The organism is Brevibacillus sp. SIMBA_040 (genome assembly GCF_046535075.1).
Lineage (GTDB): Bacteria > Bacillota > Bacilli > Brevibacillales > Brevibacillaceae > Brevibacillus.
The window spans coordinates 1-12,710 of record NZ_JAWRXI010000027.1 but is presented as its reverse complement, the minus strand read 5'-3'; the positions used below and the strand labels follow the sequence as shown (position 1 = coordinate 12,710).

Annotated in this window: 11 protein-coding genes; 10 read left to right on the top strand and 1 reads right to left on the bottom strand. The window is 50.0% G+C overall.

All coding sequences use genetic code 11. The features are described from left to right. Nucleotides 1–221: 221 nt before the first annotated feature. Nucleotides 222–596: a BlaI/MecI/CopY family transcriptional regulator gene (locus SB752_RS29395; RefSeq protein WP_410719006.1), complete on the top strand. Its 375-nt coding sequence runs from the start codon at nt 222–224 to the stop codon at nt 594–596. Nucleotide 597: 1 nt separating this feature from the next. Next, complete coding sequence (locus SB752_RS29390) at nt 598–2,028, top strand: M56 family metallopeptidase (RefSeq protein WP_410719005.1); 1,431 nt, start codon at nt 598–600, stop codon at nt 2,026–2,028. An 89-nt stretch (nt 2,029–2,117) separates the two neighbouring features. On the opposite strand, the gene SB752_RS29385 is transcribed toward SB752_RS29390, so the two are convergent. Continuing rightward, entirely contained in the window at nt 2,118–3,848 is a 1,731-nt protein-coding gene (locus tag SB752_RS29385; RefSeq protein WP_410719004.1) for a sigma-54 interaction domain-containing protein, read from the bottom strand. A gap of 328 nt (nt 3,849–4,176) precedes the next feature. Between SB752_RS29385 and SB752_RS29380 the strand changes: the two genes are divergently transcribed. The 8 genes from SB752_RS29380 (at nt 4,177) to SB752_RS29345 (ending at nt 12,600) form a co-directional block, all read left to right on the top strand. Then, nucleotides 4,177–4,959 (top strand): SDR family NAD(P)-dependent oxidoreductase, encoded by a 783-nt coding sequence (locus tag SB752_RS29380; RefSeq protein ID WP_410719003.1) that lies wholly within the window; start codon nt 4,177–4,179, stop codon nt 4,957–4,959. Nucleotides 4,960–5,022: 63 nt separating this feature from the next. Then, the gene (gene gcvPA, locus SB752_RS29375) at nt 5,023–6,459 is read left to right on the top strand and encodes an aminomethyl-transferring glycine dehydrogenase subunit GcvPA (RefSeq protein ID WP_410719002.1); all 1,437 of its coding nucleotides are present in this window, start codon (nt 5,023–5,025) and stop codon (nt 6,457–6,459) included. A gap of 105 nt (nt 6,460–6,564) precedes the next feature. Beyond that, the gene (gene gcvPB, locus SB752_RS29370) at nt 6,565–8,127 is read left to right on the top strand and encodes an aminomethyl-transferring glycine dehydrogenase subunit GcvPB (RefSeq protein WP_410719001.1); all 1,563 of its coding nucleotides are present in this window, start codon (nt 6,565–6,567) and stop codon (nt 8,125–8,127) included. A 120-nt stretch (nt 8,128–8,247) separates the two neighbouring features. Beyond that, on the top strand, nt 8,248–9,132 hold the full coding sequence (locus SB752_RS29365) for an ABC transporter substrate-binding protein (RefSeq protein ID WP_410719000.1): 885 nt from the start codon (nt 8,248–8,250) through the stop codon (nt 9,130–9,132). A 71-nt stretch (nt 9,133–9,203) separates the two neighbouring features. Further along, entirely contained in the window at nt 9,204–9,905 is a 702-nt protein-coding gene (locus SB752_RS29360) for an amino acid ABC transporter permease (protein WP_410718999.1), read from the top strand. Further along, nucleotides 9,902–10,624, top strand: a complete 723-nt coding sequence (locus SB752_RS29355) for an amino acid ABC transporter ATP-binding protein (RefSeq protein WP_410718998.1) — start codon at nt 9,902–9,904, stop codon at nt 10,622–10,624. The genes SB752_RS29360 and SB752_RS29355 overlap by 4 nt, the downstream gene beginning before the upstream one ends. A 19-nt stretch (nt 10,625–10,643) precedes the next feature. Next, the gene (locus SB752_RS29350) at nt 10,644–12,293 is read left to right on the top strand and encodes a M20/M25/M40 family metallo-hydrolase (protein WP_410718997.1); all 1,650 of its coding nucleotides are present in this window, start codon (nt 10,644–10,646) and stop codon (nt 12,291–12,293) included. A gap of 124 nt (nt 12,294–12,417) precedes the next feature. Continuing rightward, nucleotides 12,418–12,600, top strand: coding sequence for a small acid-soluble spore protein H (locus SB752_RS29345; RefSeq protein ID WP_410718996.1), 183 nt, complete (start codon nt 12,418–12,420; stop codon nt 12,598–12,600). Nucleotides 12,601–12,710 lie beyond the last annotated feature (110 nt).

Below are 12,710 nucleotides of genomic sequence, written 5' to 3'. Positions count from 1 at the left end.
AGAGATTCCATTTTTCATCGAGCATTTTCTGCAACGCTATTCAAATCACCCAAAGAGCTGTTTGACAATCTCGGAAGAATTCCCTCAGTGAAGATACCCCCCTCGGCTGAGGGCTTTTTGTATTTTTGTAAAAACATGGTTGACAACTGACGATTACAGTTGTAATCTAAAAAGCATAAACGACTACAATTGTAATCGATAATCAAAGGAGGTACATCACCTTGGACGAGCTCCCGCGCATTTCGGATTCCGAGTGGGAAATCATGAAGGTCATCTGGGCGAAATCACCTGCAACTGCCGCTGATGTCATTCACGCCTTGCGAGACAACAAGAGCTGGAAAGAAAAAACGATCAAAACATTGATTAGCCGCTTGCTGCAAAAAGGGATTCTTACATACGAGCAAGTCAACCGTGTCTATTATTACAGCCCTACCATCAGTGAGGAGGAATGTAAACGGACGGAGCGAGAGTCCTTTTTGCAACGCGTCTATGGTGGGGCACTCAAGCCTATGCTGGTGCACTTCTTACAGGAAGAAAAGCTTTCCTCCCAAGAGATAGCTGAGCTCAAGAAAATCCTGTCAGACAAGGAGAAGTAATGTGGTAGAGACACTTCTATATCTTCTCACTCATTCTTTTTCCTGGGTGCTAAACAATTCCCTGCAAGCCAGCATCCTCGTCATCCTCATTTTGCTGTGCAAGCTGGCTGGCAAAAAGCATCTGACCGCAAGATGGCACTATACCGTCTGGTTTCTACTGATCATGAAATTGGCTATTCCATGGTCGCCAGACAGCTCCATCAGCTTGTACAATTGGCTGCCTCCACTGGGTTGGGAAACCGTTCAAGGGCAACCCGCAGCCAGTACATCTAGCTACACATACACAGCAGCTGCCGTTGCTCACCCTACAGGTGATCTGGCTAGCGAACCAAAAGCTACCCAGTCTGATGGCTCGATGGTTTCCTGGCTTCATCTGCTTGCAGCGCTCTGGCTCTGCGGTGTTATCGTGCTCCTGATCACAACCATACGCACCATGTACAAATTGAGCCAAACGCTCAAAGATGAAGCCCTTGTTCTGGAGCAGCGTGTTCTTACGATCTTAGCTCACTGCAAGGAGCAGATGGGCATTTCCCAAAAACTGCCCTTATTGCGGAGCAAAACCCTTGCGAGTCCCACGTTGGCAGGAATCTGGCGGCCGCGCATTTTGCTGCCGGATCGACTCATCGATATATTAGACGAGCAAGAGCTACGCCATATCTTCCTCCACGAATTATCTCATTGGAAAAGACACGATATCGCTGTAAACAGCCTGATGAGCTTTTTACTCATCCTCAACTGGTTTAATCCGCTGCTCTGGTATGCAGCATCCCGTATGCGCCGGGATCAGGAAATTGCGTGTGACGCTTTGGCCCTTACCTACATGAAAGAAGCAGAGGTACAAAAATACGGGTTTACCATGATCAAGCTGCTGGAGCTCTGCAGCAGGCAAAGGACTACTGCGCTCACTGCCAGCTTTTCCAGCTCCCGAAACCATTTGAAAAGGAGAATCAAAATGATCAGTAGCTTTAAGAAGAAGGCTTATACGTGGACTACTTCCGGGATCATCGTTGTTTTGGCGCTAGGTGTATTCACTCTGACTGATGCCAAGCAGGTTTTCGGCAAACAGCCAGCCTTTATCGCACCTGTTGAGGGAACGATTAACAGCTCCCCTACAGCGAAAGGAATTACCATCGTCAACGCCCTGAACACCCCTGTTCATGCAGCCGCAGCAGGCACCGTCATCGCTGCAGATTACGACAGAAAAGCAGGTAATCAGGTCATCGTGTCGCATGAGGGCGGCTATCAGACCGTGTATTCTCATCTGGAAAAACTGGAGGTCGCTCCCGGCGCCACTGTATCGCAGGGACAGCTCATCGGCTTGTTGGGAAGCACCGGACAAAGCACCGGCCCCCATCTCTTTTTTGAATTGATAAAAGATGGTACAGCTGTCGATCCCCTGGCAGTGTTGGCAGACATAGCTGCAAGCAACTAGCTTTTTCATTGCTCTTTTCTCAAAGCAGAAAAAGGACAGCCCATGCTCAGGCTGTCCTTTTATACATACGACGATCCCGTTCCTGTCGATCACGAAATGCCTAATGCCTTCAGCTTTCGATACAAGGTTCGAATGCCTATCCCGAGCTCACTGGCAACCTCCATCTTCCCCTTCAAATCCGTGCCATGCCTCGCTAGAGATGCACGAATGGCATCAGCCTGCACATCCGCTAGGCGTTCCCTGATCGCTGAACCACTGGACGCGCTACCCGTTCCTGCCAATAACCTGGGTGGCAAGCTGTCCGGCGTAATCGACGTTCCTGTCTCCATGTTCATCGCGTACTCGATGACGTTCTCCAGTTCCCTCACATTACCCGGCCACTGGTAAGCGCCCAATATCTCCATCGTTTTCGGAGCGATACCAGCAAAGGCACGCCCTGTCTTTTCCCTGCATTTTTGTAAATAAGACAAAGCGAGCAGCTCGATATCCTCCTTTCGCTCGGAAAGTGCTGGGACATGGATCGGGATGACATTCAATCGGTAAAAAAGATCTGCCCGAAAAGCTTTCTGCTCGATTAGCTCCTCCAGATTTTGATTGGTCGCAGCAATGACCCTGACATTGATCGGGATCGAGCGAGTACCCCCAACCCGTTCGATCACCATATCCTGCAATACCCGTAAAAGCTTTGCTTGCAAGGGTAGGGGCATATCCCCAATCTCGTCCAGGAAAAGCGTACCATTGTTGGCCATTTCAAATCGTCCTGGCTTGCCTCCCTTTTTTGCCCCCGTAAAAGCGCCTTCCTCATACCCGAACAATTCACTCTCGAACAAGCTCTCTGGAATGCTTGCACAGTTAATCGCAACAAACGGATAGTAGGCACGAGTACTTGCTTCATGGATCGCTTTTGCCAGATGTCCCTTGCCCGTGCCCGTTGCACCCGTAATGAGTACGGTGGAGCTGCTGTTCTTGATTCGCTCGGCCTTTTCCTTTAGCTGTCTGATCGCACTGCTCTTGCCTACAATCTGATCCAGACTCCCCCCTGCCTGTGTCATCGACCGCATAGATGGCGTCAGCCATTCACTCGTAACACGCAGCGTACCTCCAATGAACTGATCATTAACTACAATCGGTGTCGCTTCTACCGGAGCATTCAGTTTTTCAATCAGACAGTTCGCGACAGGCAAGGACTGAGTAGACAGAGAGGACAACGATGGCATAAACATCTGGGAGATATCTGCTGGCAGCAGGTCTTTTTGTGCCAAAAGTGAACGGGCACTTGCATTAGCGTGTATGACATTGCCGCTTGGATCAAAGGTGAGATAAGCATCAGATACAGTATCGAGCACTCCCTCCAGCAGCTGGTCGTATGGATGGTACGGCTCGTGCTTCACTGTCTGGGTTTGAATGATCGTTGTAATCATCCCACTTACTTTTGTCAAAATTTGCTGATATTTTTCGGTATGCTTCGAGAGACGATGTTGTCCTTCCTTTGTAAAGGATGTGAGCGAGACAACGCCGATGGCATGATTCGCTACCTTTATGGATGACAGCAGTTCCACCTTGGCTGGACAGCTTTCCAGGAACCTGCATCCGACGCACATCTCCATGGAGCCTGGTTTATCAACCAGAAAATCTCCCCGTGACAAGACGAACTCGATGGACGGGATATGTACGTTTTCCCCTTTCTGCTTCAGATAACGCTCGGTGCTCACAACCAATAAGCCACTCTCGTTGATCACAGCAGCATCCACATTCAATATATCCGAGATGCCCGTAATGACTTTTTCGATAGCTGGCTTGCATCGTTCCAACGAGACCATGGAAATCCATCCTTTCCGCATCTTCCCTCTAAAGTTTATTAAATATTTTGACATCTGACAAATTGTTTGCCAATGATGTCAATGATTTTGGAAAAAAGGGATGCTGGCTTGCCAAAACAGACAAATAGTTTGACAACAATGGCAATAACTGTGGGATTTCCTCTCTGAAAATGAACCTGCAAAACAGTGATTTAGTTGCACAATCACGTAATACAACAGCTTCCGGGCGAAACATAACTGATTTGGCACAGTGCTTGCATTATTCAAAAAGCAAAGCATCACCATCACTATCACAAAAAGATTCATTTCACGAAGGGAATGATCCTACTTGCTACGTACCAACGACCTGTTCAAATTAGAAGGAAAAGTAGCTTTAATCACAGGTGGCGCTTCTGGAATCGGATTTGCGACAGCAAAGCGATTAGCCGAATTTGGCGCGAACGTCATGCTGCTTGATATCAACGACGAGCTTGGTGAAACAGCTGCTCGTCATATACAAGATCTAGGTGGTGCCGCACGGTTTTTCAAATGTAACGTCGTGTCGCAGGAAGACTGCCGCCACGTGACTGAAGCCATCGAGGAAGCCTGCGGCCGTATCGATATCCTTTTTAACAACGCGGGTGTCATTCGCCGCAAAACGGTGGTAGAGCTGGAGGAGCAGGATTGGGACCTGGTGATAAACGTCTCCCTCAAAGGTGCGTACAACCTCTCCAAATTTGTGATTCCCATCATGGCAAAATCGGGCGGCGGCAGTATCATCAATACAGGCTCTGGCTGGGGAATCAAGGGCGGCGACAAAGCAGCAGCTTACTGCGCAGCCAAAGCCGGCGTCGTCAATCTGACACGCGCCATGGCGATTGATCACGGACCCGAGAATATTCGTGTCAACTGCGTCTCGCCAGGCGATACGGATACGCCACTTTTGCGTGAGGAAGCCCGTCAACTGAACAAAGAGGAAAGCGCGTTCCTCGTATCATCCGCTCAGGGACGTCCTTTGGAGCGTCTCGGCACGCCGCAGGACATCGCCAATGCCGTTCTCTTCTTTGCCAGCGACCTGTCCGCTTGGGTAACCGGTTCCGTGTTAGTGGTTGATGGCGGGGGACTCGCCTAGCATTTCCCAACAATTATTATGACTGAATTTTTTGAACAAACAACAGACGGAGGGTACGAAAAAATGAGTGTAAAACGTTTTGCTCACCCCTATATTCCCAATTCTGCTCCCGAAGTAAAGGAACAGATGCTGCGTGAAATCGGCTTTTCCAGCATTGAGGATATTTTTGCGGATATCCCCCAGGAGCTGCGCCTGCAAGAAAAGATGAACATTCCACCAGCACTCACTGAGTATGAGCTGGATCGACACGTAAACTCGCTCCTGAACAAAAATCAAACGACCAAAGAAAATATCAGCTTCCTCGGCGCAGGCTGCTGGCCGCACTTCGTTCCTGTCGTATGTGACGAGGTCAATTCACGAGCAGAATTTTTGACAGCCTATGCAGGGGAGCCTTACGAAGACAAGGGTCGTTTCCAGGCACTATTTGAATACCAGAGCTTGGTGGCTGAGCTTGTAGACATGGATGTCGTAAACGTTCCGACATTTGACTGGGCGCAGGCAGCCTCTACCGCGCTGCGCATGGCTGCTCGCATCACCAAACGCACCGAGTTGTTAATTCCGAAAAACATAAACCCTGACAAGCTTTTAATTATCAAGAACTATACGTCTCCCGATCTGAGTGTTACGTTGGTTGACTTTGAAAACGAAACGGGCGCTCTGGACCTGAGTGATCTCAAAGCCAAGCTCAGTGCCAACACAGCTGCCGTCTACTTTGAAAACCCGACTTTCCTCGGATCAGTGGAAGCAAACGGTCAGCTTATCGCAGATTTGGCTCATGCTGCGGGCGCTATTTGTGTCGTTGGTGTAGATCCCATCTCGCTCGGCGTCATGGAAGCACCCGCTAATTACGGAGCAGATATCGTTTGCGGCGATTTGCAGCCTCTAGGTGTGCACATGCATTACGGCGGGGGACAATCGGGCTTTATCGCCACACATGACGACCCTACCTACGTCATGGAATATCCATCCCGTCTGTTCGGAATTGCACCAACAGTCGTCGAGGGTGAATATGGCTTCGGAGATGTGGCCTACGACCGTACCTCCTTTGCCAAACGAGAAAACGGCAAGGAATCCGTCGGTACGCAAACGGCGCTTTGGGGCATCACCGCAGGCGTGTACCTGGCTACGATGGGACCAGATGGAATGGAAGAAGTGGGCCAAGGCATTATGCAGCGCTCCCAGTATGCAGCCAAGCAGCTCTCATCCATTCCCGGAGTCGCTATCAAATTCACTGCTCCCTTTTTCAAAGAGTTTGTCGTCGATTTCACGCAAACAGGCAAAACCGTAAAAGAAATCAATGCGGCACTGCTTGCCAAAGACATCTTCGGGGGTGTCGATTTGACAGAGCACTTCCCAGAGCTGGGACAATGCGCACTCTATTGTGTAACCGAGGTGCATACCCAAGAAGAAATCGACAAGCTAGCAGCTGCCATTCAGAGTGTCATGCAAGTTAAGAAAACCTCTATCGCTGCTTCTTCAATGAGGAGCGACCGCGTTTAGCGGAAAGTTTTCATGCGCTCCAGAATTCATAAGCGTCTCGCTTATAAATTCTTATACGTTCAAAAAGTGTAATCACCACAATCAGCGAAGGAGACGATCGACGAGATGAAACGAATTCCAAGAGACCATAAAGTAAGACGCTTCCATCAAGCCAAATGGGATGAACCAGTCATTTTTGAGCTCAGCCAGCCCGGGGAACGCGGCGTGGAAGTACCGCCAGTAGAACGAGAAATTACCGCCATCGTAGGCGATGGCGTGTCGCAATTACCGGATGGCCTGCGCCGCAAAAAACGCCCGAACCTCCCTCAGATCAGCCAGTTTCGCGTCATTCGCCACTACTCTCGCCTCTCGCAGGAGGTGCTGGGTGCAGATTTTAACGTAGAGATGGGCCAAGGCACCTGCACGATGAAATACTCTCCAAAAATCAACGAGCGCTTTGCCCGTTCGCCGAAAATGGCTGAGCTGCATCCGCTGCAGGATGAATCCACTGTGCAAGGCATGCTGGAAATGACCTACAAGCTCGATCTGTTCCTGCGCGAAGTATCAGGCATGGACAAATTCTCGTTTCAGCCGGGCAGTGGCACCCAAGCTTTGTTTACCCAAGCCTCCATCGTCCGCAAATACCATGAGGCACGTGGCGAAGGAGCGCAGCGCAACGAATTCATTACCACCCATTTTTCCCATCCATCCCAAGCTGCGACAGCCGCGGTCAAAGGGTTCAAGATCATTTATGTACCCGTGGACGAAAACGGCTACCCTGATTTGGAAGCATTAAAAGGACTCGTATCGGAGCGAACAGCCGCCTTTGCCGTTGCAAATCCCGAGGATACTGGCATCTACAATTCCCGGATCAAGGAGTTTACGGACATCGTGCACGCTGCCGGTGGTCTTTGCTGCTACGATCAGGCGAATGCCAACGGCCTGCTAGGTATTACGCGCGCACTGGAAGCAGGCTTTGACATGTGCTTCTTTAACCTCCACAAAACCTTCTCCATTCCGCACGCCTGCGGAGGTCCGGCGACTGGTGCCATCGGGGTTACGAAAGCATTGGAGGAGTTCCTCCCTAGTCCATTAGTCGACTTCGATGGAGACAAGTATTTCTACCGCCGCGAGCTGAAAAGCTCCATCGGCAAGGTGCGGAGCTTTTACGGGGTTCCACCAGCAGTCCTGCGTGCATATGCGTGGGTTCGTGCGCTCGGTGCAGACGGCTTGACGGAGGTCGCCCAAATCGCGTGCCTCAACAACAACTATTTGTATCATAAAATCTTGCAAATTCGCGGAGCAAGCGCCCCGTATATACAAGGCCGCCGTCTCGAACAGGTGCGCTATAGCTGGCAGCAGCTAAAAGAAGAGACAGGTGTCACCACGTACGATGTTCAGCGCCGCATGAGTGATTTTGCGCACCACTATTGGACCAGTCATCACCCTTATGTCGTTCCCGAGCCGTTCACGCTGGAGCCGACCGAATCTTACTCCAAAGCAGAGCTGGACGAATACATTGCTGCTCTCACACAAATCTCGGAGGAAGCATACGCAACGCCCGAAATCGTAAAAACAGCGCCACACAACAGCACAGGCCACCGCGTAGAAGAGTCGGTGCTCGATGATCCCGACCAGTGGGCCATCACATGGAGAGCCTACCTGAAAAAAACCGCGATAAATGAATAGCACTGCACAAGTGATTCGAGAAGAGGGCATAGAAACATAAAGCCCTCTCCTCTTTCATACGCAGCACAGGCAAACCAAGCAAGGCGCTTTTTAATCCATATCTGTCTGGGGGATTCTCGTATGAAGAAACAAAGATTGTTTCCTGTCGCACTGCTGGTAGGCTCTCTCGTGCTCTCTCTTCTAGCTGGCTGCGGCTCCAATGCAGCTCCGTCATCAAATAGCAATACACCGCAAGCTGCGCCAACTGATGCAAGCGCTTCCACGAATAACAGCTCCTCGACATCTGCGCAGCCTGCTTCCGAAGAAAAAATGAAGCTCGTACACGAAGGAAAGCTGACGTTTGCGATGAGTGGCTTGCTCAAACCGCTCAATTACAAGGACGAAAATAATGTACTGACCGGATTCGATGTCGAAATCGGCAAAGAAATAGCCAAGCGCGTCGGCCTGGAGGCAAATCCGGTCACGAATCCATGGGAAACCATCCTCCAAGGGCTAAAAGGAAGCAAGTACGATGCCATCATCGGCAGTATGACCCATACGGAGGAACGCGCCAAGCAGGTAGACTTCACCGAGCCCTACTACATTTCCGGCGGACAAATTTTCATCGCTGAGTCAAACGACACGATCAAATCCAAAGATGACTTGAAAGGTCAAATCATCGGTGTCGTACAAGCAAGCACACATAAGGATGTCGCTGAAACGTTAACGGACAAGGAAAAAGTAAAAGGCTACCCAACGGATATCTACGCCTTGCAGGATCTGGTCCCAGGTCGTGTCGCGGCTGTTATCACGGACCGCGTCGTCGGTACTTCGGCGATTAAAAACCAAGGGCTGAAAATCAAGCCTATCGACGAGGTGTTAAACAAAGAGAACATCGCGATTGCTGTTACCAAAGACAATCCCGTTTTGACCAAAAAAATCAATGAAGCCATCAAATCCATGATTGACGACGGCACGTATGAGCAAATCAGCATGAAATGGTTTGGTGCAAACCTGTTGAAGTAACACGTTTGTAAAAGCTGGTGCGCCGGGATTTCTGGCGCACCTTCCATACTTGCTACGGGGGTATGTCAACAATGGATTTTTTCATGAATATCACGGACATTATCACGCATCACGGAAAAGCGTTTCTCGAGGCGGCCTGGGTCACCGTTTCTCTGACCGCCGTTTCTCTCGTCATGGCTTCTGTAATTGGACTCGTCTTTGCTTTTTTCAAGGTATCCGGTGTTTTTGTTTTACAAAAAATGGCAGACACATACATCTTCGTCGTACGAGGCATGCCGCTGATTGTACAGCTCATGTTCCTCTACTACGGTATTTCCAGTGTCATCGTGCTCTCTGACTTTACTGCGGGTGCTCTCGCGCTCGGCATCCACTCCGGAGCTTATATTGCGGAAATCTTCCGCGGGTCAATCCAGTCGATTGATCGCGGACAGATGGAAGCGGCACGTTCTCTCGGGATGCCTTATGGTTTGGCGATGCGGCGTATTGTCCTGCCGCAAGCGTTCAAGCGGGCGATCCCACCTCTTGGCAACCAGTTTATCATCGGCTTGAAGGATTCTTCCCTCGTTGCCTACATCGCCGTGACCGAGCTGTTTAACCGTGCACTGTCCGCACAAGCAGACAACTTCATGCCCTTTGAAACATATTTTGTCGTCGGGCTTTACTATCTGGCGCTCGTCGCTATTTTTTCGTTTATTTTGAATCGCTTGGAAAAACGGCTCGATACCAGTAAAACTCCCCTCCCTACTCGCAAGCATAAAGAGGTGGCAGCATGATTAAGGTGCGTAATCTGGCGAAATCATTTGGTAGCCTGCAGGTGTTAAAAAGCATCTCACTGGAGATTAAAAAATCAGAAGTCGTGGTACTGATCGGGGCAAGCGGCTCAGGGAAAAGCACGCTGCTGCGCTGCCTGAACTTCCTGGAGATGAAGGACTCAGGCGAAATCGAGATCAACAATCAGCTGATTAATGTCAAAAACACCGATCTGAACAAGGTGCGCGAACATGTAGGTATGGTGTTTCAGCATTTCAATCTGTTCCCGCATATGACTGTTCTGGAAAATGTCATCGAAGCCCCGGTCCATGTAAAACGAAAAACGAAGGCCGAGGCAACGGAAAAAGCGATGCAGCTATTGGCACGCGTGGGACTGACCGACAAGGCACACGTCTACCCTGAGCAGCTCTCTGGCGGACAGAAGCAGCGGGTGGCGATTGCACGGGCTCTCGCAATCGAACCAGACGTCATGCTGTTTGACGAGCCTACTTCTGCCCTCGATCCTGAGCTGGTGGGAGAGGTGCTAGCGACGATGAAGGATTTGGCCCGCGAAGGCATGACGATGGTCGTCGTTACGCATGAGATGGGCTTTGCCCGCGAAGTTGCGGACCGCGTCATCATGCTTGCTGACGGAGAAATGGTCGAAGATGCCCATCCAAGCGTTCTTTTTTCCAACCCGCAGCACGATCGGACACGACGATTCCTCCAACAAATCCTATAAACTAAACGAGGTGGATGCAATGCTGCAAAGCCGTGACGCAATCATAAAATTAACCGATGACCTAGTACAAATAGAAAGCGTAGTCAACACAACGGGTGAAATCAATGTTGCCACTCATCTTTACGAGCACCTGAAATCGTTCCCGTATTTTCAGCAAAATCCTGATCAATTGATCATCTCGCGAACCGTAAATGACGAGGTAGAACGCTACAACGTGCTTGCGTTCGTCAAAGGCACGAAGCGACCTAGCGGTAAAACTGTCATTTTGATGGGCCACACCGATACAGTGGGCATCGAGGACTACAATCACTTAAAGGACAAAGCCTGCTATCCCACTTCACTCATGGAAGCGCTGAAAGAAGAACCGCTGCCGGAGCTGGTCAAACAGCAGCTAGAGTCTGGCGACTGGCATTTTGGCCGCGGTGTGCTCGATATGAAAAGCGGCGTAGCCAGCCACGTCTTTTTGTTGCAGTACTATTCCGAGCACCCGGAAGAGCTGGTGGGCAATTTGCTGCTTCTGGCCGAGTGCGACGAAGAAGATAGCTCGCACGGCGTTCTTTCTTCCTTGAAGGATTTGAAAAAATGGCGGGAGGAGCACGGTTTTGAATATATTGCGCTCATTAACTCTGACTTCGTTGCGCCGCGTTACGATGGCGACCCGAATCGCTATATTTACAAAGGAACAGTGGGCAAGCTGCTGCCGTCCTTTTATATCACTGGCTACGAAACGCATGCAGGCTCTGCCTTTGAGGGTCTCGATCCCAACTTTATCGCTGCTGAGCTGACACGCCAAATCAGCTATAATCCTGATTTATGTGACGAAGCATATGGGGAAACGCCTGTTCCTCCCGTTTCCTTGAAACAGACCGATTTCAAACCGACCTACACGATCCAAACTGCACTGTCTGCCTATGTATACTACAATTTTTTCATTCATACATGGTCACCGAAACAGGTCCTCGGTATGCTGAAGGAACAGGCTGAGATCGCTTTTGAAAACGCCCTGACGCTGCTGCGTGACCGACATCGCCGCTTCTGCGAAAAGAGCGGTCAAGCCTGGACTCCTCTCCCTTGGAAGACGCGCATTTTGATTTACGAGGACATGAAAAAAGAGCTGGTTGCAGAACATGGCGAAGTCTTCCTCTCGCATATGAGACAGTTCAAAGAGCAGCTTTTGCAAGACAAGAATCTGGATGTACGGATGTTCTCTGCCCGTGTCGTCGAGGAAGAAGTGAAGTGGATGAAGGACAGAAGCCCGGCCATTATTCTGTTCTATTCCTCGCTTTATTCGCCTCGTATCGAGCTTGTGGGCAAGGATGAGCGGGAGCAAAACCTGATTGCCGCGCTGGAGGAGGCAGTGGAAAGCGTCCAGCAACACTACCCGCATCCGATCGTGACTCGCAATTTCTTCCCGTACGTCTGTGATATGAGCTGTGTAGCCCTCTCTGACGATGAGGAGGGCATTCTGGCCATTGAGGAAAACAATCCGAGCTGGGGCAGCAAGCATTATGTAGAGTATCAGGATATCCGCGACATCAATGTGCCCTGTATCAACATCGGCCCCTACGGATACGATGCGCATAACCGCTTTGAACGAATGGAGATCGCCTATTCCACAGAAGTCGTCCCCTCTGTAACTGACGAAGTCATCAAGCGATTATTGAAATAGAGCAAATACGCCAGGACCTTAGCTTTCAGGTGCTGGCGTTCTTTTTCGTTCTCTATCATTCGCATAGGTGCTTGGCATGGGGTACATATTATAGCCGTTATCCATTTCACAGGAGGTCTCTCAAATGACAAATGAACGTGCAAAAGAGATTGCAGCTTCCCCTGTCATGGCAAATGTAACGTGCAACGGCTTGCCCATCTATATTCAGCATGTGGATGAAGCAACGGATATGGCGAGAATCTATCCGATCGGCGAACCCGAAAACGAACAAGATGTCCCTGTAAACAGCTTGAAGGAGCATCATTGATTCGCACAGGGATGAAAAAAGGCATGGACTCAGTAAAATGTACCCTTTGTAAAGGACACTTTTAAAAAGTCTAGGCAGCTCCAAGAAGATGATCTCTGTATTGAACAGGG